Below are 24587 nucleotides of genomic sequence, written 5' to 3' on the forward strand. Positions count from 1 at the left end.
GTGAACGCCCAAACCCAAGCGCTGCGGGCCTATGCCCAGAATGCACGGACCACTCAGACACCGCGCGGTACGGAGTATGAGCTAATTGCTCGTGTGACACATCGCATCAAGGCTGCCGCGGAAGCCGGCCCGATGCAGTACCCCAAGCTGGTCGAAGCCCTCTCAGACAATCAGAGGCTATGGACAGCCCTCGCTGTGGATGTGGCCGACGATCGCAATCAACTTCCACAGGAGCTTCGCGCGCGGATCTTCTACCTTGCGGAGTTCGTCCAACTGCAAACTTCCAAAGTATTGACACGGAAAGGTCGGATTACTCCCCTGCTGGAAATCAACGCCGCTATCCTGAAAGGCTTGAGCGGACGGAGGACCAATCGATGAGCGGACTAGTATTAAAGCTCGGCCCTAGAGAACGCGTTCTCATAAACGGTGCCGTCATTGAAAATGGTGACAAGCGGAGCAGGCTTTCGATTGTGACACCTAATGCCAATGTTTTGCGGCTGCGGGATGCAATCCATCCGGACGAAGCCCGCACCCCTGTCCGCAGGCTTTGCTACACAGCTCAGCTGATACTAACGGGCGACGCGGAACCAGACGATGCCAGATCACAGATTCTTCCCCGGATTGAAGAACTCAGCCATATCCTGATTGACCCAGACAGTCGCCGACTGCTGACGCAGGCCACGGACGCACTTCTTGGCGATCAATTCTATCAATGCCTCAAGGCACTAAGAGCTCTGATCCCACGTGAGGATCGGCTTTTGGCGGCAGGACACAAATAATGCCCATTACACCGATGATCCCAGGCTCCGGTCTTATCGGCTGGCAGGTTTTGCAGAAGACTATGGACAACCAGCGCTCGGCATTTAATGCCAGCGCTGATATGGCACGCGACACGGCCTATTTTCGTGAGAAAATTGGTTCAATTTCTTCAAGTGACGAGCTGATTGAAGATCGTACGCTGTTGCGTGTTGCTCTTTCAGCTTTCGGCTTGGGAGAAGAAGTCAACAGTACCTATCTGGTAAAGCGAGTTTTAGCCGAAGGGGCGAAGGACGACGATGCGTTGGCCAAAAAACTTAACGATAGTAGATACGTTGCTCTAGCTTCGGCCTTTAATTTTGAGGAAACGACCGAATTCCCATTTCAAAAAGATGGGTTTTCTGCGGACATAGTTGCGGCCTACGATGCAAAAATCCGCAGTGACCTTGAAACCTTGCTAGAGACTGAAGAGTACGTTAACAATCCGCTTGCAGCCGCCACACTTGAGGCTGCCGCCATTGAGGCGATGGAAACAACAAAGACTTATTTTGAGGAAAACATCGGGGCGATAACATCCGTCGATGATTTTCTGAACGATGATGATATATTAAAGGTCGCTTTATCTGCATTTGGCGTAGAGGATCGTACAAACTCCAAGAATTTGCTAAAACGCGTTCTTGAGGAAGGTGCAGATAATCCAGCTTCTTTGGCAAACATTTTAGGCGATCGCGGGCTGATAAAGTTGACCAAAGCCTTTGGTTTCGACACGGAACCTGTCACTTCTATTCAGAAAGAAGATTTCGCTGATACTATCATAGACAATTACGAATGGCAGCTGTTCGCAGAGGCCGTAGACAACGTGAATCCAGCTATTGGAACGGCGCTTAGCTTTCAGCGTGAAGCCCCAGCACTTGCTGGATTGGATGCTTCTGAAAATACAAAATGGTACAACGTCTTGGGAAACTCCATGATGCGCGATGTTTTTGAAACAGCTCTGGGGTTGCCAAACGGCTTCAGCCAAATCGATATCGACAAACAAGTCGAGATGATGAAAGAAAAATCTAAGAGTAGGTTTGGAATAAACTCCTTTGAAGATATCAAAGATGAGGAAGTTCGCAATAAATTGATCTACAGTTACCTTCTGCAAACCGATATCTCGTCCAACGCAGGCTTTGGATCCAACCAGATTGCTCTGACGCTATTGTCTTCGATGGGCAATCGAAGCTTCTGACGGCCCACCAAAATCGCATCAGCGTGCTTGCACACGATTAGGTCTCGCGCGCGTTGGCTGCTGACGCCGAGTGGCACTGGCGCGACGAAGAAGAAGTTCCAGCCGCTGGAAGGCGTTTTCCGGCCCGCCCGGCGATGGCTCGGCAAGAAAAGCATCGAGTTCGCTCCATATGCGCATTGCTTGGTCCAGAACCGAATCTTCGCCTTCGCGATACAAGCCTGCTCTTATCATAGTCTCCGAGCGTGCGTAGGCGCCTAGAAGTCTTCGGACGTCCTGAATGAGCGCATTTTCACGTTCGTTTGCAGCCTCCGGCAGGCTTCGCGAGACAGAACGAAGCAAATCAATTGCAGGAAAACGACCCCGTTCGGCGATTTGCCGATCCAGCACCACATGCCCGTCAAGAACCCCGCGCAGGATGTCTGCGATGGGCTCTTCCATGTCAGATCCGGCGACGAGCACACTGAACACAGCCGTAATATCCCCAGTCTCTGAGGTTCCGCTCCCGGCCCGCTCTGCCAGCCGCATAATTTGATGCGCCACGGAGGGAGGATGGCCGCGCAAAGCAGGTAACTCACCTGAAGCTATGGCAACTTCTCGATGCGCTTCGGCAAAGCGGGTGATGGAATCCGCAAGGTAGAGAACATGTTTACCTTGGTCTCGGAAATGCTCAGCAATGGTCATCGCGGCCAGGGGGCATCTCCGCCTTTCCAAGGGAGAACGATCCGAGGTTGCCGCAACCACAACGCTGCGCGCCATACCTTCCGGACCCAAGACCTGTGTTACAAAATCCAACACCTCTCGCCCGCGCTCCCCCACGAGCGCCAAGACAACCACGTCAGCTTCGACCCCCTGCGCCAATTGCGCGAGCAGCCGGGACTTGCCAACGCCTGAACCCGCGAAAAGACCGATTCGCTGACCCTGAGCAATCGGCAGGAGAGTGTCGAACACCGCGAGACCTGTACCGAGGCGCGGACCTAGACGGCGACGTGCGGCCGCGGGTGGCGGGCTGGCTCGAAATGGGCGCTGTTTTTGACCCGGTCCCAACGGCGCACCATCCAACGGGCGTCCATAGGCATCGATCACCCGACCGATCCAACTGTCACAAGGCGCCAAGGTCGGCGGTCCCAATAAAGCCACACGATCTCCGCGGGATACACCTTCTGCCACCTCGTCAGGCAGCATAGCTACCAGATCATCGCGAATCCGCAGAACTTCCCCACCCAGGACATTTGGCCCGTGGAGTAGCCGCAAGCGGTCTCCGATGCAGGCGACTTCTGCCAGCCCGCGCACCCAGATGGTCGTACCATCCACCGACTGCACCCTCCCGACGGCGCGTACGGGATGCATCTGCGCAATCCGCGCTCTCAAGCCTGTGATCTCTTCTTCCATCGTACGCTCCATTCAGTGTCCGCAAACCGTTTCTAAAGGAATCACAGTTAAGCCTTGATTGAAGCAATCGAGGGAGAAGCCCCGATGTTCCAAAACCTGGACGTCTTCAGAACGGCGATGGCGATGGCGCGACACGCTGGCCTGCAACAGGCCATGAGCGCGCAGAATATCGCAAATGCGGATACACCCGGTTACCGTGCCAAAGCGGTGCCGGAATTCAGTTCGACCCTGCGAGAGTCGATGATGGGCCAACGCGCCACCCGGGCCAGTCACCTGAACGGGACCACCGGACGCGACGTGGACGTCACGAGACGCGATGCTGAGGTCGACCCCAACGGGAACACCGTCTCTCTTGAAGAAGAGATGGTCTTTGCCGTGGGCGCAAAGCGGCAACATGACCGTGCCTTGGCCATCTATCGCAACAATCTCAGCATTCTTCGTGCCAGCCTTGGCCGCAGATAAAGGAGCACCGTCATGAGCGCATTCTCTGACGCCCTGTCCGTCACCACCGGCGGACTCAAAAGCCAAGCCGCGCGCCTGCGCGTGGTGTCTGAAAACATCGCCAACGTCGACACGCCTGGGTATCGGCGCAAGACAATGTCGTTTGACATGCAACGCAATGACGGTGGCCTGTCGACCGTTGCTCCCGGCGATGTGAACCTGTCGCGCACCGAGCTACCGGATATCTACGATCCAGACCATCCGCTTGCCGATGCAACGGGCAACTACAAGGGATCGAGCGTCGATCTGATGATCGAGATCGCAGATGCCCGCGAAGCCCAGAGATCTTACGAAGCCAATCTTAAAATGTTCGACCAAACCCGGCAGATGTCCACGTCACTGATGGATCTGCTGCGGCGCTAAAGCCCCCCACTTAACCTTAACCACCGTGAAAGGAGACCAGAATGGACGTCCGATCGCTTTATGCCGCGCAGAAATACGCGGCTTCCAAGCCGGCCATGGTGCCGGACCCCACCAAAGCCACCCCCCTGGAGGAGGAATTTGCGCGCGTTACGCAAGATTTCGTCGGCCAGATGGAGGAGGCGGAACAGATCGCACAACAAGCCATGACAGGTGATGCCGATCCGCATGCGCTTGTCGAAGCGTTGGCCCAATCCGAACTGGCCGTTGAGACCGTTGTCGCCGTACGCGACAAGGTCGTGGAGGCCTATCAGGAAATCCTGCGGATGCCGGTCTAACGCCATGATGAACGAAGCCATCTTCTTTGACACGTTGCGAATGGGGCTCTGGGTGGCAGCTGTTACCTCCACCCCGATCCTGGCAGCGGCCTTGATTGCCGGTGTTGGCATCGGTCTGTTGCAGGCGCTGACCTCGATCCAGGAAATGACGCTGACCTTCGTGCCAAAGCTGATGGCCATCGTGGCCGTGTTCTGGATGTCGATGAGCTTTATGACAAACACGCTTATCGGCTTCTTTCAGGAACGCATTATTCCCATCATCACAGGAGGCTGACATGGAAACCGCCGGCTACACCGCGTTGGCGCGCCAATCTGGCTTGCTGCGCGAAATGCAAGTTATCGCGAACAACATCGCAAACGCCAACACCACAGGCTTTCGTCAAGAGGGTGTGATCTTTTCAGAGTACATTACGTCCGGCGACGATGTGAACTCCATCTCGATGGCGCAGGGACGCATCCACAACACGTCCTTTATCCAAGGCGAACTGGAACCCACAGGAGGCATGTACGATCTTGCCGTTGAGGGCGACGGATTCTTCCTTGTCGGCACGCCAAATGGTGAGCGGCTGACCCGCGCGGGGGCGTTTTCGCCCAGCGCAGAAGGGACGCTGGTGAACTCTGATGGCTACCCCGTGCTCGACGCGGGCGGAGCACCGATCTTTGTACCACCGGGCGGCGTGCAACTTGCTGTGTCCCAAGACGGCACAATCAGCTCAGAAGGCCGCCCCATCGGACAGGTCGGCGTGGTCCAACCGATTGATTCCCTTGCGATGGTTCGGGAGGGCAGCCAGTTGTTCAATGCCGAAGCGGGATTTGAACCAGTCGAAAATCCCCGCGTCATGCAAGGATTTACCGAGGCCTCCAACGTCGATCCCATCTTGCAGATGGCTCGCATGGTCGAGGTGCAGCGCGCCTACGAATTGGGCCAGAGCTTTTCGGAACGTGAAGATCAACGCATCAGAGATGCCCTCAAAGCATTCGTGAAATAGGAGCAGTACCATGCGCGCACTCAAGATTGCCGCCACCGGCATGAGCGCCCAACAAATGCGGGTCGAGGTCATCTCGAACAACCTCGCAAACATGTCCACCACCGGCTACAACGCGCGGCGAGCGGAGTTTGCGGACCTGCATTATCAACAACTTGCCCGTGCCGGGACGGTCAGCGCCTCCAACGGCACCGTGCTGCCGACCGGTGTGCAGCTTGGCCTTGGCGTTCGACCGGCCTCTGTCACCGTGCAGCTGTCGCAAGGCTCGCTCTCCGCCACGGGGGGCGACCTCGACGTGGCAATTGAGGGCAATGGCTATCTCGAAGTCACCCTTCCCTCTGGCCAGCTTGCCTATACGCGTGACGGAGGGCTGAAACGCACAGGCGAAGGTCTGATCGTCACATCGGATGGCTACGCTGTCTCTCCCGAAATCACGATTCCCGACGATGCGACCCGAATTTCCGTCAACGCTGACGGCGAGGTCTATGCATACTTCGCTGGCGCGGCGCAGGCGCAATTACTGGGACAATTCTCCTTGTCTGGCTTCAGCAACGCCAAAGGTCTGGAAGCGATTGGTTCGAACTTGTTTGTCGAAACCGAAGCCTCCGGTCCCGCCCTGCAATCAACGCCCGGTCTCGATGGCTTGGGCACATTGCGACAAGGGTACCTTGAAGACAGCTCCGTGGATGCCGTCAAAGAAATCACCGATCTGATCGAAGCGCAGCGCGGGTACGAGCTGAATTCCAAAGTCATTTCGGCGGCGGATCAGATGCTTGGCGCCACGACACAGGTGCGCTGATGCGACTACCGCTGACTTTTTTCCTCTGCCTCTGCTCTGCCGTACAGGCCGAAACCGTGGTCGCGACACGTACAATTCGTGCACAGCAGATCATCTCGGCCGATGCAGTGCGGTTGGATCCGGCACAGGTTCCCGGAGCCTACGATTCGCTGGAAAAGGTCATCGGGCTGGAAGCACTCTATGCCGTGTATCCTGGTCGCGCCCTGATGGTCGGCACAGTGGCGGAGCCCGCTGTTATCGACCGAAATCAGGTCGTGGAAATCATCTATAATCAAGGCGGATTGCGGATCGCAACGGAAGGGCGCGCGCTTGGCCGTGGGGCTGTTGGCGACCGCATCCGTGTTATGAATGTCAGCTCCCGAACAACCCTGTTCGGCACAATCGCCGAGGACGGGACTGTCCTCGTGGCGCAATGAGGATCCCTATGCTGCGCACCATTGGTATGATCGGCATCATCTGCTCTCTGACGGCCTGCGAGCGGGTCAACCACATCGGAAAGGAACCGGATTTCACGCCACAAACCCAAAGCCCGGAGCGGGTGGCCATGATCGCGTCCGGCATTTCAGATGCGGCCCCGCCCGCACGAAACACGGACGAGGCCTCGCTCTGGACCAGCGGGCAAACCTCATTGCTCGGTGATCGCCGCGCCATGAAACGTGGCGATATCCTGACCGTGGTGATTTCTATCGATGACAGCGCAGAGATCCAGAACACGACAGCGCGCTCACGCGGTGGATCTGAATCTTTGGCCATCCCTGATCTTTTTGGCTATCCGGAAAGAATAAACCAAGGCATCACCGATGGTGCGAGCCTCGACAGTGCAGTGAGCATAGACAGTTCCGCCTCTTCAAATGGCACAGGATCAGTGCGCCGCAGCGAAAGCCTGACTCTCCGCATAGCTGCAACCGTTCTTGACGTTCTGCCGAACGGCGTTTTGTCGATCGAAGGCAGTCAAGAGGTCCGCGTCAACTTTGAGTTGCGTGAACTTCTGGTGTCCGGCTACGTGCGGCCAGAAGATATCTCCCGCCAAAACGAAATCACCTATGACAAAATCGCCTCAGCGCGAATTTCGTACGGTGGGCGTGGTCAGATCACCGACGTCCAGCAACCCCGGATCGGCCAGCAAGTGCTGGATGCGATTCTCCCTTTCTGAGGACACCGCATGATCAAAAAACTTCTGCCTATTCTTTTGGCCTTGATCGGAACTGGTGCCGGTATTGGTGCCGGCATCATGCTCAAGCCATCGCCCGCGCCAGAGGACCTGGCAGCTGTCGAATGTGTGCCTCCAGATGGCGAGGTTCATCATGAAACCGTCGACGGAGAAGAGGCAGTAGACGTCGATGCCCCTACGCAAACCGAGTTCGTGAAGATGAGCAATCAATTCATTATCCCCATCATGGGGACAGAGCGTGTGCAGGCTATGGTTGTGGCCTCTTTGAGCCTTGAAGTGCGCACTGGCACAACAGAGGCTGTCTACTCGCGGGAACCTAAACTCCGCGACGTTTTCTTACAGGTCATGTTCGACCACGCAAATATCGGGGGGTTCGAAGGTTCATTTACCAAAAGTGACCGAATGGACATCCTGCGCAGGTCTCTGGTGGATGCGGCCCGCGCCGTGCTGGGAAAAGATGTTGCGGATGTGCTCATTACGGAAATTGCGCGCCAAGACACCTGAGCGCGCAATGCCGCTTTACTGGTCGGAATCCACCATCCGCCTCAACTGACCCAAAGCGTCAATTGTATCTGCCTCCGCAAGTTGCCGCTTGCGGAGGTTTTCCGTGCGGGCCTGCTCCACGAGGTTTTCAGCCGCCTGAGTTCTGGAGAATGCGACCCGTGCAACAGCCAAAGTCTGCATCTCCTGCGCCCGGGCTTGCGCTGCACGCCGCTGGATATCCGCCCGCTTTCGCAGCAGCCACCCCTGCCACAACGTGTCGGCCCCCAACATTTGGCGAGCACTGATAGCGCCTGCATCAGCTTGCGCTGCGGCACGCATGGCATCAATTTGGGCCAATTCCCCTGCAATCTGACGACTTTGGTCCAGGCTTTTTCGATGCTGATCCAGATCTTTCTCAAGCATAATCCGGGTAATACTCGCCAGTTCAGTGTACTTCGTCATCCTACCTCCGAGCGTTGCGTGCCTTCATCCGCATGCTATCCGCAAAGCGGATCGCCGCTGCGACCGAACGATAATGCTCGGTCGGGATTTCGTTGCCGATTTCAGTTGTCGCGAACAGTGCGCGTGCTGTTGGCGGATCCGAGTGGATTGGCACACCAGCGTCGCTTGCCGACTCGCGGATACGCGCAGCAACATGATCGGTGCCTTTTGCCACACACGTTGGGGCCGCCCCGTTAAGGCGGCTCCATTTGAGAGCAACCGCATAGTGGGTGGGATTGACGATAACCACGTCAGCGTCGGGTACGTCACGGAGCATCTGGTTCATCGCCAGCTCCTGTGCGCGCATCCGACGATGTTGCTTCATGTGCGGATCGCCTTCGGATTCCTTGTGCTCATCTTTCATTTCTTTAAAAGACATACGATTTTTGCGAATGTGTTCCGCATGCTGCCAAAACGCATCTATTCCGCCGATGACCATGGCTATCAACACAACCACCGTCAAAAAGCGAAGCATAAGGTCGGTCATCACCAGAACTGCCTCACCAGGCGTACCGAAAATTGTTCCGATAATTGCGTCCAACTGATTGCGCAAAAACAAGGTGAGCAAGATGGAATACACTGCGAGTTTCACAAAACTCTTGAAAAACTCAAACAGCCCCTTGCGGCCAAACTTGTTCTTGGCATTTTCGATAGGGTTGATGCGTGATCCTTTGGGCTGCAACTTTGAGCCTGAAAAGGTGAATCCCTGCATTGCGAATAGGGTCAGCAAAACGAATATCGCTGGCGTCAGAAAAAGCGGCAGAACCGGTACGAAGGCTGAAAACAGCAATGCGCCGATAAGCGCAGATCCTCCGTCTCGTAAATATATATCAACCATACGATCTGGTTGTTCCAGGAGTGGTAGAACTCCATTCGCGAAGGTGGATAGGCTGTAGCCTCCTACAGACAAACCACAAATCAGAAGCCCCAAATACCCCATGGCTGTATTGAGGTCCGTGGCGCGCGGAATCTCACCCTTCTTCCGCTGCTGATCGAGCTTTCGTTGAGAAGGCTCGTGACTTTTTTCAGATGCTTCGTCCTGATCAGCCATCGCGCGCTACCTGAACGGCGCGGCTAAGAACCCTTCAAGTGCGGTCAACCAAGCCGCAAGCATGAAGGGCGAGGCCACCAACAGCGTTGCGATGGCCCCGAAGGTAATCACAGGTGCACCAACGAATGCGACCATCAGCTGTGGCATTGCTTTATTAATAGCGCCGAGCGTTAGATTGTAGATCACTGACAAAATCACAAATGGCGCCGCCAAGGTGAAAGCGAGCGCAAAGCTGCGACCGACCTGCGCCCGCCCTGCCTCTGCAATCGATGATGGGTTTGGAAATTCCATGATTGGAAGAATTTCATAAGATAGAGCAAGAAAACTTGCCGCCTTGATGTGATATCCGGTGGTCATGAGCAAGGCCAAGGCCCCCATGGTCAAGATGTGACCGATGGCAGGAAGGGGGTCCATGCCAGACTGCCCGAGGAGTTGAGACAACGATGTCGACTGGGCCGCTATCGCCCCGGCTGTTTGGATCGCAAAGATGAACATCCGCAGCATCAGGCCGAGAAAAAGCCCTGACAAAGTCTCTGTAGCAATTAGTCTCAGAAACCCGTTCAAGCCTGCGGGCGGCACCGACAGTGTCGGCGCGACAGTCGGCAGGATAACCAAGGTCAGCATTAAGGCGAGCACCAATTTGATCCGAACCGACAGGATCTGCTCACCAAAGACTGGCAAGACATTTACAGCCGCCACAATTCTGAGGAAAACCGCAAAAGCGATCCACAATGGCTCGGCGATAAGCGATTGGAGAGACGTGACATCAATCAAGCCGCCACCACTCCTACAAGGGAAGGACGTGCCTCCAAACCAATTTCCTCAAAGGAGAGCACCGGATTAGTCAGCCCTTTGGCCACCATGACTGTGCGCAAGAATCGACGTCTCCGTGCGGACGTTACCACAGCAGGGAACACGCCGCGGTTGCCCGCGTCACCAATGGTGTTGGCCAATCCTGTTGTCAAAGACTCAAACCGATCCGGAGGCAAGGCAACGTCCAACGCGCCGTGGTTACTTTCCACTTGATAGGCTTGAAACGTTTCCTCCCACTCTGGCGAGAGCTGGACCAACGGGATGGTGCCATCGTCGCGCCGCATTCCGGCCACCAACTGGAAACCCAGACGCTGGCGAACATGCTCACAAATCGCCTCTGGCTGGGTCTGTTGACCACGCATTTCGGCGATAGTCTCCAAAATCAAAGGCAAATTGCGGATTGAAACCTGTTCGTCCAGCAGCAAACGCAAGACTTGCAGCATCGTATCGATCTGAACCTTCTCAGGGATCAGTTCATCAAGCAGGCGTCGGTTTGCCTCGGCCCGGTTCGCGTTAGTCAACGTGACCATCTCATCCAACTGTCGCCGCAAGGTCTTGAGCGACAACAGGCGCCCAAAGTTGCGACGAATGACTTCAAGAAGATGAGTCGCAAGAACTTCGGTCGGCGTCACGATCGTAGCTCCCGTGATGGCGGCCCGATCTTGTTCCTCCGGCCTGATCCAGCGCGCGGGCGCACCGTACACTGGCTCAGTCACGTCACGTCCGCTGGGTAGGGAATCCTTCGCATCCGGAAGCAACGCCATAACCATATCTGGGTTGAGTTCGCCCCGGGCCATTTCGACACCATGAATTCGAACAACATAAGTCCCGGTCGGCAAAGACGGCGCATCGGTCAGGCGAATTTCAGGTAAAATGAGGCCGAAATTGGATGCAATATGCGTGCGCATGTTGGATATCCGGATGTCCAAACCGGTGCCTGGGTCCAGAACCATGTTCACCAGGTCGGGCGCAAATTCGACGTGTATGTCGTCGAGGTCCAGCACGTCTCCCATACGCTGGTGGGCAGGCTCCTCGACTTCATCTTCGATCATCTCAGAGGCCTCAGGCTCGGCTGGACGCGTTGCGCGTCGCCATGCCATCCAACCAAGAAGACCTCCTCCAATGATGAATGGAATGAACGGCAGTCCGGGGACGAGCGCAAACAAAACCATGAGAATTGCAACCGTCGCCAGCGCTGAAGGATGTTTTCCGAGCTGACCAACTACTGCAAGATCTGTCGCCCCTGTTGCACCGCCACGCGCCAACAAAAGACCGGAGGCTATCGAGATGATTACAGCTGGAATCTGCGAAACCAGACCGTCACCGACCGTGAGAATAGAATAGGTTTCGAGCGCGTCTCCGACGGCCATGTCATGCACGGCGATGCCCATTACGACACCCATTACGAGATTCAGCAGAGTGATCAGCAGGCCAGCAACGGCGTCCCCTTTAACGAACTTAGACGCACCATCCAAAGACCCGAAGAATGTGGTTTCCTGTTGTTCTTGTTCACGGCGGGCTTTGGCCTCCGCATGGTCGATGGCGCCCGCAGACATATCAGCATCAATGGCAAGCTGTTTACCAGGCATTGCATCTAGAGCAAAACGCGCCGAAACCTCGGCCATCCGGGCTGAACCCTTTGTAATAACTGCAAAGTTCACAATCATCAGTACGCCGAACACAACTAGGCCAAGAAACACGCTGCCTCCCATGACGAAGTTTGCGAACCCCTGTATAACTTCGCCCGCAGCATGAGTACCGGTATGACCCTCGCCGATAATTAGTTTTGTCGAACTGACATTCAGAGACAGGCGCAGCATCAAGGACGTGAGCAGGATCGTTGGAAAAGCCGAGAAGTCCAACGGTCGTTCAATGAAAAGAGTGACCGTGAAAATGAGGATAGCGAGACCAAAAGACGCCGCCAATCCTATGTCGAGCACCCAAGATGGCATTGGTAGGATCATCATGACGATGATGGCCATCAAAGCCAAAGCCATCAGAACAGTGGGTCTAAAAAGCTCTGCGGCTCGAAACTTCATCTCATCCCCCCCTTTTTAAAACGCATGAAACAAAAAAGAATCTCTGTATATCCAAAGGGTGTTGTTATTTTCACAACACCACCCAATAAGCTATTTTCTCGATAAATATTTTTAAAATGAACCATTCTGGTTGGTGAGTCGCCATTTCTTGGCCTCGCTTAGGTTGCAGATATTTAAAATTATGGCTAAGGTCTTTAAAATTAGTAAGGAAAGGTCAATTTCCGGGCTCAATTCGCGTGGCATCGAGCAAAGTCCGCAATGTATTCAAAGAACTAGAACTTTGATCAGTCAACGTTTCAACTTCGGCCAAAGTTGGAATTGCTGAATCGAGCGCTGGCTGAGCTGTTTGCAAAAGACGTGCCGATTCTGAGAACGCGCTATTAGAGTCATCCGCCACCTGCTCCCAATCTCCGGAAAGCCACGCCTGTGTTGTTGCGTCAGCCTCTTCTCCCAGTTGCTCATAAATTTCACCTGCAAACGTGTGGTCGCCCATTTTACGCCGAGCTTCCGCCCGCAACTTGGAAACGTCCTCCCCCTTCAGGCCGACCAAGTGTATTTCGGCTTCCGCCGGCTGATCTGTGTCGAGCAAGGCCGCTGCACGGATCAGGCGAACTGCACGGTCACTTTCTGGATTGGTAATTTGATCTAAATAGGAAAACGCTGGTTCAGGCATGCCGATTTTCACCAAACGATCCGCAATATCCAGAAGCGTCCGATCACGCAAAGGGGCTGCGTTCGCTACTGCTTGCATCGGGACGACCAGCTTAAGAAAAGTGATATCCTCGGCTTTTTCAACTAGATAACCCACCGCCACTTCATTCATATCAGTCATCACATCCTGTGGGATTGATTTTCCCTGCTGCAATACCCCAAAAGCTTGTTCAAAGGCTCCATTCAAAAGAAGACCCCGTAAATGTGCCTGCCAAAGATCGACACCTTCTGCACTGTCGCGTAGCTCGTTCGAATATGCTTCAGCAAGATCCAAGATCCGTTCTGGCAGTTTCTCTTCTTTTGCCTCAGCAATTCTAACTCGCGCCACAATTGCCTCAGGCGTCTCCGGGCTTCCTTGCTCTGAAAGAGGTTTCAACCTCTGTTCGGCCGCATTCAGCTTCCCGGCTGCAAGGTCGATCTGCGCACGTCCCAAGGAAATGGAGGGGGTTTCCTCCCCTAAAGAGCGCTCAAGACGACGATAGACTTCCTTGGCGCTATCAGAGTAACTGGCTGCTTCGAATTTTTGAGCCAGAATGGGACCAAGGTGTCTTTTGAGGTGACTTGGAAGGTTTTCGAAAGCTCTAAGGACAGCTTTTTGATCGAAAGTATCTTCTGCGCCTAGCCGCTCATCTGCCAAAACAGACCAAAGAGAAGCAGCGCCCAAACATTCCATTTGACCGCTAAATATGCCCGTTGGATCATTTTCACCATCGACAAGAAAGCTGAGTGAAACCAATGTTTGGTCTGCAACATCAGGGTCCATGTCAAGAACCTGACGGGCTTCTGCACCAAAACCAAAGTGGATCAACGCGCGCGCATAACCATTTATTTTTTTTGGATTTATCTTGTCGAACTCTCCGAATAGATCACTTCGCCATTCAGCAAAAGCCGTTGCTGCATCAGTATCTGGATCGACCCAGTTCGCCAATTCGAGCTTTCCATCGGCTATACAATTTTCTCCTCCCAAACTTACCCGGCTGCTAGATAATCCCGATCGATCTGCGCCAGTGAAACCTTCGACGATCTGTATGGCCAAGTCGGCGGTCGAAGCAGATTCAGCCGCAATGGAACGATCTACTTGCTCTGAGGATGTCGAACCAAGTGGACCAGGTACCGTCCTAACAGCCGGCGTGAGAAGCCCGGCCGTCGCAGCGGCGGCGAGATCTTCGGCAATCTGCCCGCCAACTCGCGAAGAGGTGCTTATTGGCAGTTCAGGCTTATTTTCTTTCATCTCCGCATCAAAAGACATCCGCGTCGGCAACCTTGGCAAAAGAGGATCCGGCTGTTTCAATGGGCCGACACCGGGAGAGGCTCCAACGCGAACGCGCCCTAAATCCGAGAGCAACGGCGCGTCTTCTCGGTTCATTACCTGCGGCGCAGAGGGTGCAGGTAAATTTGGCTCATTGGTAGCAACTATTGAACCGCTATTCTCAGGCATAGAGATACCCGGTCTCACATCGATAACCAATAGATTGCCATCTGCCACGAAAGTTTCGGCACCGCAATCGCAGCCGAGTTCAATTTCAAGTCCACCACTTGCCGTCCGAGTAAGTTCAGAGATCCGGGATCGATCTATACGTTGAAACGCTGCACTAAGGTCGAATTCAGCATCCTGCCCCCTCAGCTCAACGATCATTTTGTCTTTAGCTGGATCGGCTTTTATGGACCAATTCGCGCCGGCAGGTATGCGCATGACGAGACGAGTGAAATCCCCATGCTCACCCGTGCGTACAATAACCTCTTGCGCCAAAATAGACGAAGGAATGAACGAAACTAATAGAGCGATAATCAGGCGCCTCATGCTGCCTCCTGCTTCACCGATTTCAAAGCTTCTTCAAGATCTTCAAAGCTGGGTCGGAAGTGTCCAGGCGTATTTTGGCGACCTACTTCGATGCATATGTTGGTTGCATGATTGTGTAGGTTGGCCACCAGAACCTCACGGATGAGGTGATAGAAGTGCATGTCTTCCTCAGCAACGGCTTTGACTTTTGTCGCGAAGGGGCCGACAATTCCGTAGGCTAAAAAAACGCCCAGAAACGTTCCCACAAGGGCGCCACCGATCAGTTTACCGAGGACCTCCGGCGGCTGGTCGATAGAGGCCATCGTTTTGATCACCCCCAATACCGCAGCGACAATTCCCAAGGCTGGCAGAGCGTCAGCCATGGATTGCAGGGCGTGACTCGAATGTTGCGAATGATGAGCCATACCATCGAGGCGTTTATCCAAGACCTCTTCGACTTGATGCGGGTCGTCGTAATTCATGGAAACGGAGCGCATCGTATCGCAAATCAACTCAAGCGCATACTTGTCCGCCGAGATCTTTGGATATTTACCGAATATTGTAGATTCAGATGGTGTTTCGATATGCTCTTCGATGGCGACCGGATTTTGCCGTGCCAGACGGATTAACTCAAACAGCAGGCACAACAGATCTCGATAGTCCTCATGCTTCCATTTGGCCCCTTTAAAGACCTTACTCAGGTCCTTGAGCGTATGTTTCACGGTAGCGCCGTCATTGCTGATCATGAAGGCACCTGCTGCTGCCCCCCCGATCATCATGAATTCAAATGGCATAGCTTTGAGGATGATACCCATCTTGCCGCCAGCGGCGAGATAGCCGCCGAACACCATGGCGAACAAGACGACTAAACCAATAATTCCGAGCATTCTCGCTCTCCCGATCCATAACCAGGTCCAGACTGACAGTGAGCCGTTAAGAAACCCTCTGTTTCAACTTCACATCACGACGAAATCGGCATGTAACGCGCCAGCAGCCTTGATGCTTTTGAGGATGTCGATCATGTCGCGCGGCGCGACGCCCAGCGCATTGAGACCTGCGATCACCTCCGATAGGTTAGTGCCGGTGGGCACTTCGGCTAAACCAATGCCGGGCTCCTCTTCGATGGCGGCGCCGGTGCGCGGCACCACAACCGTCTCCCCTTCGGCGAAGGGATTTGGCTGAATCGCAATTGGGGCTTCTTCGATCCGGAGCGTCAGGCCACCTTGCGACACGGCCACCCGCGAAATTCTTACATCCGCGCCCATGACAATTGTGCCAGAGCGTTGATCGACCACGACCCGTGCGCGCCGTTGTGGCTCCACTGCAAGATTTTCAATCGACACGATCGTGCGGGCAGGCGAGCCGGTTCCAGCCCGCGCCAGATCCAGCGTAATCGTGCCGGCATCCAGCATCGTTGCCGCGCGTCGTCCAAGGGATCGGTTGATGACCGCCTCGATCCGCGCCGCCGTGGTGAAATCAGGCTCTCGTAGCGCAAGGCGTAAAGTGGTTAGACTCGTGAAATCGAACGGAACTTCCCGCTCAACCCGCGCACCCGAGGGGATCACACCGGAGGTCGGCACGCCCTGCACGACCCGAGCGCCGTCGCCCTCCGCTGCGGCGCCTCCTGCAATCACAGTCCCCTGAGCAACGGCATAGATCTGTCCATCCGCTGCATTGAGCGGCGTCATAATGAGCGTCCCACCCAGCAAACTACCTGCATCACCAATGGCCGACACCGTGACGTCGATCTGCCCCCCAGTCCGCGCAAAGGCTGGCAAGCGGCCCGTGACCAAGACCGCAGCCACGTTTCTTGGACGGAACTGTTCACCTGTGACGTTCACGCCAAGCCGTTCGAGGATGTTCTGCATGATTTCCTCGGTAAACGGCGAATTCCGCAACCCGTCGCCCGTGCCATTCAGGCCGACCACGAGGCCGTAACCCACCAGATCGTTGGATCGAACGCCATCGACCTCTACCAAATCCTTTATACGGACGGATTGCGCCGCGACGGGTGACGCGAGTAGCGTAAGGCAAGCCAGAAGCATACCGAGGACATTGAACATTAGAGGAACTCCGCTAGCGATAGGCGTTGTGACCGGACCGTGATCGCGTAAAGGCTTTCCAGCTGGGACCGAATGTTCTCGTATCGTGAGGCGGATTCGTATTGATCAGCCCCTACCAGATCGAGCCGTGCCATGCTGGTTGCGGTTATTTCTGCAGAATTGCGCGCGTCTGCGTCTTCGACTCGCGCCTCCAAGGCGCCGAGGCCAGCCCGCAGCTCCACGAGACCTTCCTGAGCGCCCAATAGATCACGACCAGCTTTTGCCATCATCTCGACCTGGACATCCTGCGAAAACCCAAGCGCGACATCGGTGGCCAGTGCCGCCATGATCAAGGGCTTGAGAACCTCGCGAAACACAGGATCGGTGGCGCGAATATCGACATTAATCGATTCAGTCTCGCTCAACTGCATGGGTGACAGCGCTGTGTTGGAGCCTTGATAGGTGGTCGTCTCATAAGTCCCACCGGCGCCAAAAAATGTGTCTAGCACAGTTTCGACATCTGCGACTGAGGTTGCCCCGATCAAGGCCGTTCGCACGTCGGTCAACACATCATCCACGCCTTCAACCGCGCGACGATCCGTGGCTGTGCCAGAAAACAAGAACCGCCCGGCAACATTGCGGTTCAGACCGTTCAGGGTCTGGCTCAGCGCATTTTCGGCGTCTTCTGACATGGTGGCCAATAGAGACCCGTTGGGCGTTAGCTCCGCGGAGATCAGAGTTTGCGAAATAGTTTCGGAGCGGCTTTGGATCTCGCCCAAAGTGACCTGCATCGAACCAGTAAGAAAGGTGGCCTCCGTGGTGTTGACAGAATATGCCTCAAGCCGGGAAAGGGAGCGGTCAATCGCCTGCAGCCCCGTCAAGTCGCCTTTCAGATGTTGCCCTGCATCTCTTACAAAGCCCGTGGCCACTTCGACCGCTAGCTTATCCATTTCTTCCCGCAATTTTACTTGGTTCGTGCGCAAAACAAGAACGCGGGACATATCACCAACAACTTCCATTTCAATTCCCCCTTAAATTGACAGCAGACGCTCAAAGAGGCTATCTACGGTTGAGATGACCTTGGCATTTGCGGTGTAATACTGCTCAACCTGAAGGAGTTTTTGAAGCTCCTGATCTGTATCGACACCTTTGGAAAATTCCATTTCTTTCAGCGTGGTGTTTTGCGCGGTTTGAAAGATAAAGGCATTTTCCGATCGTACCCGCTCGCCAACCATGGCAGAAGAGAATTGAGACACATGATCGACAAAGCTGCGTGCGACCGGAGACAGCGCCCCGGAACTTGGCGCAATCTGCTCGCCAAGGATGTCGGCAATGCCCTTAATCAGGCTTGCATCGCCCACCTCGCCCATCGTGGCCGCGCCAAGACCATCGCGAATGCGCCATGAGCCCCCCGACGCAGGTTCGATCATAGCGTTCAAAGAGATACGACCGGCGATACCTGCCTCGCTTGCCGCGACGAAAGCCACTCCATTGTCAGTGAAAAAGCCTGGGGCGGTTGCGGCCAAGGTCGTATCCGGCCCACCGGGACCAAGTCGTTCGATCAGATCGCGTGCCATGCCGTCCAGTTCGGATTGCCGCAAAACTCCAGCCTCGTCACGAATGGCGAACTTTGACGCAAGGCTGCCGCCTGCAAACATACCGCCGTCTGCCGCAGAAACAGCCTTACCATTCAGCGTCAGACCTTTCAGTGATCCATTGGCAAAAGTGGTGCTCGCATCAATTGCTCCTGTGGTGGAGAAGCCAACCTCAAAAGCCATGCCATCCAAAAGTGTTGCGCCGTTTCGCGTAAAAAGAGAAATTTCGCCTTTATCTCTTTCGACAATACGCAGCGGAACAATGTCCGATATCTGATTTAGGATGGCCTGGCGCTCATCAAGGATAGATGCCGTTTCCGTACCTGTGGCCTTTGCCTTGACGATAACTTCGTTAATATCCTTCAGCCGCGATACAGCGTCGTTCAAATCCCGGACCTGAAGGGAAATTGCCGTGTCCGCTGACTGCCGGGAGACCTGCACTTCTTTGGATAGTTCGTTGAAAGTGGTGGCCAGATCTCGGGCATTGGTGGCCACCAGTTCCAGCCTCTGGGTCGACGATGGATTGGACGCCGCTGACAACAGCGCATTTTCGAATGCGGTAACGCGATCGGTCAGGGACCCCGCTGTTCCTGACTCCCCAACCATGTCTTCCAATCGCTGAGCAAAGGTGAACATGTCATTGCTGTAGGCAAGCCGCGCATCGGACACCATGCGATCCGCCAGCAAAGCGGGGTCGGAGTGCCGTATCACCGAGGCTACGTTGACTCCCCCGAGGTTCCCCGCGCTCAGCGCGGAAAGCCCGAGTTCGCGACGGCCATAGGCCTCGTTTGATGCGTTCGAAATATTGGACGAAACGACGCCAGCTGCGCGCGTATTCGCTTTCAAGCCTGTAAAGGCATTGTTCAAAGCACTCGACAGGGACATTTTTTGCCCTCCTTGCTTTAGCTATGAGTTGGCGTCAGCGCTTGATGTTCGTGGTTTCCTGCAACATCTCGTCGACCGTCTGAATGACCTTGGCGTTCGAAGAATACGCGCGCTGTGTCTGGATCATGTCAGTCAGTTCCCCAGCTACGTCGGTGGTGGATTCCTCCCGAGCATAGGGCACGATCTGGCCTGTAGACCCATCACCCGCATCCCACAGAAAGAACCTGCCGCTTTCCTGGGACGGCTGGTAAATCTGATCGTTCAAGGCAATCATACCGTTCGGGTTCGGCACATCGACCAGGGGCACCTGATAAATCAACGCGCTGATCCCTGTGTCGGAGTGTGCGAACACCTGGCCGGTTTCATCGATCTCCACCGACGAGATATGCCCGGCAGGAGAACCATCCTTTGCGATGTTCAACGGTGCGAAGCTGTCCGAGCGCTGGGTTAAACCGCCGTTCGTAAAGAGTTGGCCGATTGTCAATTCGATGGGGCCACCCGCTGCGCTCACAATGACCGACCCGGTTGCCGGAACGTACGTGCCGCCGGTGGTCAGCGGTGCACTCACACTGGAGAGTGTCCCACCGGCGGCGGGCGTGTCGTCGAAGGTTACCGTGTAATCACCTATGACTGCGCCGCCGCTCGCTGAATCGCTAATGACCATCGTCCATTCGTTCGAAGATCCGGAGGCAGCGACAGTCGGCGTGAAGCTGACTGTCAACGATTCAGACCGGCCCAAATTGTCAAAATACTCCACCGGAAGTTCAAGCGAGTCGCCACTTGCCCCTGCAGTGGTTTCCGTCGCAGGCAAGTTCACACCCATAGTGACGGAAGTCGTTGGCTCGCTGAGGTATTGATTTAAAGCAACTCGAATCGGTTCAAGGCTTGCAGAGGTGTCCCTCGCGTTGGTCGGAATGGTGCCATCTGCATTGGCCGCCCAGCCCATGAGCATCAGTCCAGATTCACTACGCAAATATCCATCAGCGTCCAGGCGAAACGAGCCTGTCGTTGTCAAGTACATTTGCTGGTTCCCGTTCCCCGCAAGCACTTCCGTCGCCTGCGCTACAGGCAAGAAACCTGAACCTCTGATCGCAAGGTCAGTAGGGTTGTTTGTAGACACAAGCGCGCCGTTTTCAGACACCAGTCTATTGGTCGTGGTGCGCACACCGCCCGCTGTGTAAGTACCACCGCGCCCGGCCGTCACCATTGCCGCAAACTCTGTCTCCACGCGTTTGTACCCCCGCGTGGAGGAGTTGGCGATGTTGTCAGAGATGGTGGCCAAGCGGTTAGCGTTGGCCGCCAGTCCTGATACGCCTGCGTTGAGGGATGATGAGATTGTCATGACACGCCTTTCTGCTGTCTCGTTCGAATTTCGAGACAACTAGTAAGGCCAACGGGTTTAACGCCCGGCTAACAGCTAAAATCCGATCAATTCTTCCCCACGAAACCCGGTTCTTTGCCCGGGTCAGATCCGGATCAAATGTCTCTCAGAAATACCACCTCAATCCGATTGTTGCGAACATTCATTGGGTTCGCATGTGAGGGTTCTCTATCGCCGTGCGAGGTCAGGCGCTGGACTCTTTTTCGGTCCAGCCCGTCACCCGTCAGCAATTCTCGGAAAACAGACGCCCTCAGCGCGGAAACATTCCACGACGGATCCTCTGCCAGAACCAAAGGATAGGCCGCTGTATGCCCTTCGATGGCCATTGCGTTTGTCACAATCTCGGACGCGCGCGCCAAAACAACCGCAAGATCTTCGAGCAGGGGAGTCGGCGTAGCCGCCCCCGTGAACAGCGGCGCTGTCTCTGTCTCGAACAGCTCAATCACCAGGCCTTCATCCGTGACACGGGTGACAATGTGCTGCATAAGTTCGTCGGCGACCATACTTTCACCGCCCCGGCCCATGAGCATGTCTTCGACTTCCTTGAACTGCTCATTTGCCTCGGCGGATTCCTCGTCACTTTTGCCTTCGGAATCCGTTGTTGTATCACCACGTATCGAGGCTGCGTTCAGACTGGTCGCGCCTGTCCCCATCCGTGGCAGCGTATTTTCCGAAAAGACGGAATCTCCTCCGAGAGATCCATCCCCACCCCCCGATAGCCGAGCTATCGCAATAGTCGGTGTAAAGTAATCTGCAATCCCCTTACGCTGCTTGTCCGTCGTCGCGTTCAGCAGCCACATCAACAAAAAGAAAGCCATCATAGCGGTCACGAAGTCCGCATATGCTACCTTCCACGCGCCGCCATGGTGGCCTTCACCCCCGACGACCTTCTTGCGCTTGATGATGATCGGGGCCAGCTCATTGTTGCTCGCCATCCCACTCACCTTTTCTCCCACCAAGGGCAGGTCTAGCGGTCGCAGCTTACCTTCGGCTTAATAAATAAAAATGCGCAGTTAAAATGTCGGTTAACGCTTCGTTACCGGACGACGGTCGTGCATCGATACCCGCCGGAAAACCGTTGCAAACATAAGGCGCATATCCGTGCAAGGCGTGCGCCGACGGGCATATACCAAGTCCAGCCGCGCTTTCGTCGGAATGCAACGGCGGCAATAGACCTGTTCCGTTTCGGCGGCCGTTTCGGTTTTGCTCAGGAGGCGTTCCTCATGACCATGGTAGATCATGCTTGCAAGTCCGGTCACGCCGGGCCGCTCCCGAAGCACGTCGGCGTAAAGCTCTGGAAACATCTCCACATAACGCCGCAGCGGAGGGCGCGGCCCGACGAAACCCACATCGCCCCGGAGAATATTCCAAAGCTGAGGCAGCTCATCAAGCCGTGTTCTGCGCAGCCATTTGCCCGTCGGCGTTATCCGTGCAGCTTTGTCTCCGCCGGACACGCCCTGGTCCTGTGTCACAGGTTCCATCGTACGAAACTTCCACAGCAAAAAAGGCTGATCAACCGCGTGCATCCGTTCGCTTTTGAAGAGGATTGGTGTGCCCTCGCGCCACCAGACAACCAGCGCAACAAAGAGGATCAACGGCGAAAGCAAGATCCCTAGCCCAATTGCATAGACCACATCGAGGACGCGCGTCAGCCCGGCAATTCGGCCGCGACCGCTCACAAACTGTTCCCCGACCATCCACCCGCCGCGTGAACGTCCGAGACAAGCGTCGTCGCGTCATGAGCCAGAGACAGGCCAGGCAGATGCGAGACAAGCTGTGTCATGTCGACGGCAACTTCCTGAATCGCATCTCTCGGTGCTCTTTCCCACTCAATCTTGGCCCCTGCGGCACGCACGATATCCGCCATATCTGTCGCCACCGGTGCACCCAAATTGAAAGTCCCGGATATCTCCGCGGACGAACTCAAACGGCCCAAAACAGTGACTAAATCAACGGGGGAAATGTAGCTTCGGCACGGCCCTCGCCCATCGGGGAAACGGTGCAACCTCACGGTACCGCCCGGAACCAGATTGCCAAACAAGCTGTCAGCTCCGGCGATATTTGCCAAACGCAGCACGATTGTCCTCGGCCCGTCCGGATGGGATGCCTGCCAATCTGCCAAGGCTTTCTCCATGTCAGATTTGGCCTGGCCGTAAGCGTTCGCCGGACGCAGGCAACTGTCCTCCGTCAACACTTCAGCCTGCGCGCCGTAAACCGCAACGCTGGAGCAGTGCACCACCAATTCCGCGCCAAGGATGACGGCAAGCTCCTGCGCCTTGATCGCCAGCTCTGCATTCCCGGACAGTTGTCTATCGTTGCCAGACGTCACGCCCCAAAAAGCCAGAACCGCTTGAACGCCCTGAAAATTTTGCGTCTCGATATCTGTCCATTTCATGACGCCCGGCGCGCCTGAACGGCCGAGGCAAATCAAACCGGAGCCGTCACCCTGCATAAGCGTGCGGACCATGCGGCCAACCTTTCCCGAGGCGCCAAGCAAAACTTTACACTCTTTTAAGCATACGCGTGACACGCTGATCGCCTCTCTTGTTTGATGTAGAAAGCCAATGAAGTGCATCGACGTAAACAGGGTATGCAGAAGAACTCAATCACCGCTCGGGGGATCGGCGTGAGTTTGAAGCTGCGTCTTTTACCAATGATCGTTCTGACACTTGCGCTCTCTGCGTGCAGCCTTCCACGTGGGGCCGCGCTCCAATCAGAGGTTGTTAGAGAACAGAATGCCGAACAACCGACCTTTCAGGTGGTTCAGGTCACGCGGGCCAATATGCCTGCCATCGCGACATGGCCCAAAACAGGAGGAAACCAATCTGTTCACTGGCCCAACACGTCGTCCGGAAGCACCTCTTCGATTATTCGCACCGGAGACCTGCTGGACGTGACGATCTGGGATAGCCAGGAAAATTCTCTTCTGACAAATCCCGGCCAGAACTTCACCAAGATCGAGGGGCTTGAGGTCGACGCCCATGGATCGGTTTTCCTACCCTATATCAACAAGATAGGCGTTCGCGGCCTTAGTCCGTCCGACGCACGCTCGCGCATTCAAAGCCGTCTGGAGCCCATCATTCCTTCGGCGCAGGTACAGGTGAGCCTGACCCAAGGAAGAGACCATGCAGTGGATATGGTGAGCGGTGTGGTCAATCCAGGGGCCTATCCAATGCCCTCGCGCAACTACAAAATCTTGAACGTCTTGGCGGATGCCGGCGGTATCCCCGCCTCTATGCGCAACCCGCACGTACGACTGCTGCGCGGGTCGAACACTTATGTCATTTCTGCCAAAGAGCTGTTCGCCGACGGCTCGCGCAATGCTCTGATGTGGCCGCGTGACAGCGTGGTTGTGGAGGAAGATGACCGCAGCTTTACTGCGTTGGGCGCCGCCGGCATCGAAAACATGATCTATTTCCCTAAGGACCAGCTCAACGCTATAGAGGCGATGTCGCTCATGGGTGGGATCTCAGACAATCGCGCCGATCCCCAAGGCGTGCTGGTCCTGCGGGAATACGCAGCGCATCAGATCGGAAAAGGCCCTCAAAAACAACAAGTTGTCTTTACCTTTGATCTGACCAGCGCCGACGGTCTCTTTGCAGCCCGCCAATTCGAGGTTCAGCCGGATGATACGCTGCTGGCAACAGAAAGCCCTGTCACCAGCGCACGCACGATTTTTGGTCTGATCGGGTCACTTCTTGGCGTGACGGCTCAGGCCGGTGCCATGTCAAACTGATCAGCAGGTTTTGTGCATCGGCCTGCATTCCGGTCTTGC

27 protein-coding genes are annotated in these 24587 nt (G+C 55.4%); 13 read left to right on the top strand and 14 right to left on the bottom strand.

Features of this window, described 5'->3' with window-relative positions:
- Genes flaF through GGQ68_RS00095 form a run of 3 tightly spaced genes read left to right on the top strand, consistent with a single transcriptional unit; the run spans window position 1 to window position 1987 of the window.
- Window positions 1-378 (top strand): flagellar biosynthesis regulator FlaF, encoded by a 378-nt coding sequence (gene flaF / locus GGQ68_RS00085; protein WP_183962238.1) that lies wholly within the window; start codon window positions 1-3, stop codon window positions 376-378.
- On the top strand, window positions 375-779 hold the full coding sequence (flbT, locus tag GGQ68_RS00090; protein WP_183962240.1) for a flagellar biosynthesis repressor FlbT: 405 nt from the start codon (window positions 375-377) through the stop codon (window positions 777-779). The genes flaF and flbT overlap by 4 nt, the downstream gene beginning before the upstream one ends.
- Window positions 779-1987, top strand: coding sequence for a DUF1217 domain-containing protein (locus GGQ68_RS00095; protein ID WP_246429191.1), 1209 nt, complete (start codon window positions 779-781; stop codon window positions 1985-1987). Before flbT ends, GGQ68_RS00095 begins: the two co-directional genes overlap by 1 nt.
- 18 nt (window positions 1988-2005) lie before the next feature.
- Here the strand turns inward: GGQ68_RS00095 and GGQ68_RS00100 are convergent, their stop codons facing one another.
- Window positions 2006-3376, bottom strand: a complete 1371-nt coding sequence (locus GGQ68_RS00100; protein WP_183962242.1) for a FliI/YscN family ATPase — start codon at window positions 3374-3376, stop codon at window positions 2006-2008.
- An 84-nt stretch (window positions 3377-3460) separates the two neighbouring features.
- On the opposite strand from GGQ68_RS00100, the gene GGQ68_RS00105 reads away from it, so the two are divergent.
- The 9 genes from GGQ68_RS00105 to GGQ68_RS00145 are packed head-to-tail and all read left to right on the top strand — an operon-like array spanning window position 3461 to window position 8035.
- Window positions 3461-3838 (top strand): FlgB family protein, encoded by a 378-nt coding sequence (locus tag GGQ68_RS00105; protein ID WP_183962244.1) that lies wholly within the window; start codon window positions 3461-3463, stop codon window positions 3836-3838.
- 12 nt (window positions 3839-3850) lie between these two features.
- Window positions 3851-4240 carry a flagellar basal body rod protein FlgC gene (gene flgC / locus GGQ68_RS00110; protein WP_183962246.1) on the top strand — a complete coding sequence of 130 codons (390 nt, stop codon included), beginning with the start codon at window positions 3851-3853 and terminating at the stop codon, window positions 4238-4240.
- A 41-nt stretch (window positions 4241-4281) separates the two neighbouring features.
- Entirely contained in the window at window positions 4282-4575 is a 294-nt protein-coding gene (gene fliE / locus GGQ68_RS00115; protein ID WP_183962248.1) for a flagellar hook-basal body complex protein FliE, read from the top strand.
- A 4-nt stretch (window positions 4576-4579) separates the two neighbouring features.
- Window positions 4580-4849, top strand: a complete 270-nt coding sequence (locus GGQ68_RS00120; protein WP_183962250.1) for a flagellar biosynthetic protein FliQ — start codon at window positions 4580-4582, stop codon at window positions 4847-4849.
- Between the two features lies 1 nt (window position 4850).
- On the top strand, window positions 4851-5564 hold the full coding sequence (locus GGQ68_RS00125; RefSeq protein WP_183962252.1) for a flagellar hook-basal body complex protein: 714 nt from the start codon (window positions 4851-4853) through the stop codon (window positions 5562-5564).
- Window positions 5565-5574: 10 nt separating this feature from the next.
- Window positions 5575-6360: a flagellar basal-body rod protein FlgG gene (gene flgG, locus GGQ68_RS00130; RefSeq protein WP_183962254.1), complete on the top strand. Its 786-nt coding sequence runs from the start codon at window positions 5575-5577 to the stop codon at window positions 6358-6360.
- Window positions 6360-6776 (top strand): flagellar basal body P-ring formation chaperone FlgA, encoded by a 417-nt coding sequence (flgA, locus tag GGQ68_RS00135; protein WP_183962256.1) that lies wholly within the window; start codon window positions 6360-6362, stop codon window positions 6774-6776. Before flgG ends, flgA begins: the two co-directional genes overlap by 1 nt.
- Window positions 6777-6802: 26 nt before the next feature.
- Window positions 6803-7513, top strand: coding sequence for a flagellar basal body L-ring protein FlgH (flgH, locus tag GGQ68_RS00140; protein ID WP_246429192.1), 711 nt, complete (start codon window positions 6803-6805; stop codon window positions 7511-7513).
- A 9-nt stretch (window positions 7514-7522) separates the two neighbouring features.
- Window positions 7523-8035: a flagellar basal body-associated FliL family protein gene (locus GGQ68_RS00145; protein ID WP_183962260.1), complete on the top strand. Its 513-nt coding sequence runs from the start codon at window positions 7523-7525 to the stop codon at window positions 8033-8035.
- Between the two features lie 15 nt (window positions 8036-8050).
- Here the strand turns inward: GGQ68_RS00145 and GGQ68_RS00150 are convergent, their stop codons facing one another.
- From GGQ68_RS00150 to GGQ68_RS00210, 13 genes are all read right to left on the bottom strand, one after another.
- The gene (locus tag GGQ68_RS00150) at window positions 8051-8476 is read right to left on the bottom strand and encodes a hypothetical protein (protein WP_183962262.1); all 426 of its coding nucleotides are present in this window, start codon (window positions 8474-8476) and stop codon (window positions 8051-8053) included.
- 1 nt (window position 8477) lies between these two features.
- Window positions 8478-9566: an EscU/YscU/HrcU family type III secretion system export apparatus switch protein gene (locus GGQ68_RS00155; protein ID WP_183962264.1), complete on the bottom strand. Its 1089-nt coding sequence runs from the start codon at window positions 9564-9566 to the stop codon at window positions 8478-8480.
- 6 nt (window positions 9567-9572) lie between these two features.
- Entirely contained in the window at window positions 9573-10340 is a 768-nt protein-coding gene (locus GGQ68_RS00160; protein ID WP_183962266.1) for a flagellar biosynthetic protein FliR, read from the bottom strand.
- The gene (flhA, locus tag GGQ68_RS00165; protein ID WP_183962268.1) at window positions 10337-12418 is read right to left on the bottom strand and encodes a flagellar biosynthesis protein FlhA; all 2082 of its coding nucleotides are present in this window, start codon (window positions 12416-12418) and stop codon (window positions 10337-10339) included. Before flhA ends, GGQ68_RS00160 begins: the two co-directional genes overlap by 4 nt.
- Before the next feature lie 214 nt (window positions 12419-12632).
- The gene (locus tag GGQ68_RS00170; RefSeq protein WP_183962270.1) at window positions 12633-14930 is read right to left on the bottom strand and encodes a tetratricopeptide repeat protein; all 2298 of its coding nucleotides are present in this window, start codon (window positions 14928-14930) and stop codon (window positions 12633-12635) included.
- Entirely contained in the window at window positions 14927-15796 is an 870-nt protein-coding gene (gene motA, locus GGQ68_RS00175) for a flagellar motor stator protein MotA (RefSeq protein ID WP_183962272.1), read from the bottom strand. The genes GGQ68_RS00170 and motA overlap by 4 nt, the downstream gene beginning before the upstream one ends.
- 69 nt (window positions 15797-15865) lie before the next feature.
- On the bottom strand, window positions 15866-16972 hold the full coding sequence (locus tag GGQ68_RS00180) for a flagellar basal body P-ring protein FlgI (RefSeq protein WP_183962274.1): 1107 nt from the start codon (window positions 16970-16972) through the stop codon (window positions 15866-15868).
- On the bottom strand, window positions 16972-17970 hold the full coding sequence (locus tag GGQ68_RS00185) for a flagellin (RefSeq protein ID WP_183962276.1): 999 nt from the start codon (window positions 17968-17970) through the stop codon (window positions 16972-16974). The genes GGQ68_RS00180 and GGQ68_RS00185 overlap by 1 nt, the downstream gene beginning before the upstream one ends.
- A 12-nt stretch (window positions 17971-17982) precedes the next feature.
- Complete coding sequence (gene flgK, locus GGQ68_RS00190; protein WP_183962278.1) at window positions 17983-19431, bottom strand: flagellar hook-associated protein FlgK; 1449 nt, start codon at window positions 19429-19431, stop codon at window positions 17983-17985.
- Window positions 19432-19465: 34 nt separating this feature from the next.
- A complete protein-coding gene (locus GGQ68_RS00195) occupies window positions 19466-20773 on the bottom strand; it encodes a flagellar hook protein FlgE (RefSeq protein ID WP_183962280.1) in 1308 nt (435 codons plus the stop codon).
- A gap of 134 nt (window positions 20774-20907) precedes the next feature.
- A complete protein-coding gene (locus tag GGQ68_RS00200) occupies window positions 20908-21747 on the bottom strand; it encodes a flagellar motor protein MotB (RefSeq protein ID WP_183962282.1) in 840 nt (279 codons plus the stop codon).
- Window positions 21748-21837: 90 nt separating this feature from the next.
- Window positions 21838-22491 carry a sugar transferase gene (locus tag GGQ68_RS00205; RefSeq protein ID WP_343055782.1) on the bottom strand — a complete coding sequence of 218 codons (654 nt, stop codon included), beginning with the start codon at window positions 22489-22491 and terminating at the stop codon, window positions 21838-21840.
- Window positions 22488-23387: an NAD-dependent epimerase/dehydratase family protein gene (locus GGQ68_RS00210; RefSeq protein ID WP_183962286.1), complete on the bottom strand. Its 900-nt coding sequence runs from the start codon at window positions 23385-23387 to the stop codon at window positions 22488-22490. Before GGQ68_RS00210 ends, GGQ68_RS00205 begins: the two co-directional genes overlap by 4 nt.
- A 51-nt stretch (window positions 23388-23438) precedes the next feature.
- Here GGQ68_RS00210 and GGQ68_RS00215 point away from each other — a divergent pair, with 51 nt between their 5' ends.
- Window positions 23439-24548 carry a polysaccharide biosynthesis/export family protein gene (locus GGQ68_RS00215; protein ID WP_343055783.1) on the top strand — a complete coding sequence of 370 codons (1110 nt, stop codon included), beginning with the start codon at window positions 23439-23441 and terminating at the stop codon, window positions 24546-24548.
- Window positions 24549-24587: the final 39 nt, after the last annotated feature.

This window comes from Sagittula marina (assembly GCF_014196795.1).
GTDB lineage: Bacteria > Pseudomonadota > Alphaproteobacteria > Rhodobacterales > Rhodobacteraceae > Sagittula > Sagittula marina.

Coding starts and splice junctions, on each gene's coding strand:
- GGQ68_RS00200 (WP_183962282.1), bottom strand. CDS start 21,747: ATGGCGAGCAACAATGAGCTGGCCCCGATCATCATCAAGCGCAAGAAG.
- GGQ68_RS00105 (WP_183962244.1), top strand. CDS start 3,461: ATGTTCCAAAACCTGGACGTCTTCAGAACGGCGATGGCGATGGCGCGA.
- GGQ68_RS00145 (WP_183962260.1), top strand. CDS start 7,523: ATGATCAAAAAACTTCTGCCTATTCTTTTGGCCTTGATCGGAACTGGT.
- flhA (WP_183962268.1), bottom strand. CDS start 12,418: ATGAAGTTTCGAGCCGCAGAGCTTTTTAGACCCACTGTTCTGATGGCT.
- GGQ68_RS00120 (WP_183962250.1), top strand. CDS start 4,580: ATGATGAACGAAGCCATCTTCTTTGACACGTTGCGAATGGGGCTCTGG.
- flgG (WP_183962254.1), top strand. CDS start 5,575: ATGCGCGCACTCAAGATTGCCGCCACCGGCATGAGCGCCCAACAAATG.
- fliE (WP_183962248.1), top strand. CDS start 4,282: ATGGACGTCCGATCGCTTTATGCCGCGCAGAAATACGCGGCTTCCAAG.
- flgA (WP_183962256.1), top strand. CDS start 6,360: ATGCGACTACCGCTGACTTTTTTCCTCTGCCTCTGCTCTGCCGTACAG.
- flgH (WP_246429192.1), top strand. CDS start 6,803: ATGATCGGCATCATCTGCTCTCTGACGGCCTGCGAGCGGGTCAACCAC.
- GGQ68_RS00095 (WP_246429191.1), top strand. CDS start 779: ATGCCCATTACACCGATGATCCCAGGCTCCGGTCTTATCGGCTGGCAG.
- flbT (WP_183962240.1), top strand. CDS start 375: ATGAGCGGACTAGTATTAAAGCTCGGCCCTAGAGAACGCGTTCTCATA.
- GGQ68_RS00195 (WP_183962280.1), bottom strand. CDS start 20,773: ATGACAATCTCATCATCCCTCAACGCAGGCGTATCAGGACTGGCGGCC.
- GGQ68_RS00100 (WP_183962242.1), bottom strand. CDS start 3,376: ATGGAAGAAGAGATCACAGGCTTGAGAGCGCGGATTGCGCAGATGCAT.
- flgK (WP_183962278.1), bottom strand. CDS start 19,431: ATGTCCCTGTCGAGTGCTTTGAACAATGCCTTTACAGGCTTGAAAGCG.
- GGQ68_RS00210 (WP_183962286.1), bottom strand. CDS start 23,387: ATGCACTTCATTGGCTTTCTACATCAAACAAGAGAGGCGATCAGCGTG.
- GGQ68_RS00125 (WP_183962252.1), top strand. CDS start 4,851: ATGGAAACCGCCGGCTACACCGCGTTGGCGCGCCAATCTGGCTTGCTG.
- flgC (WP_183962246.1), top strand. CDS start 3,851: ATGAGCGCATTCTCTGACGCCCTGTCCGTCACCACCGGCGGACTCAAA.
- GGQ68_RS00170 (WP_183962270.1), bottom strand. CDS start 14,930: ATGAGGCGCCTGATTATCGCTCTATTAGTTTCGTTCATTCCTTCGTCT.
- GGQ68_RS00185 (WP_183962276.1), bottom strand. CDS start 17,970: ATGGAAGTTGTTGGTGATATGTCCCGCGTTCTTGTTTTGCGCACGAAC.
- GGQ68_RS00150 (WP_183962262.1), bottom strand. CDS start 8,476: ATGACGAAGTACACTGAACTGGCGAGTATTACCCGGATTATGCTTGAG.
- motA (WP_183962272.1), bottom strand. CDS start 15,796: ATGCTCGGAATTATTGGTTTAGTCGTCTTGTTCGCCATGGTGTTCGGC.
- GGQ68_RS00180 (WP_183962274.1), bottom strand. CDS start 16,972: ATGTTCAATGTCCTCGGTATGCTTCTGGCTTGCCTTACGCTACTCGCG.
- GGQ68_RS00155 (WP_183962264.1), bottom strand. CDS start 9,566: ATGGCTGATCAGGACGAAGCATCTGAAAAAAGTCACGAGCCTTCTCAA.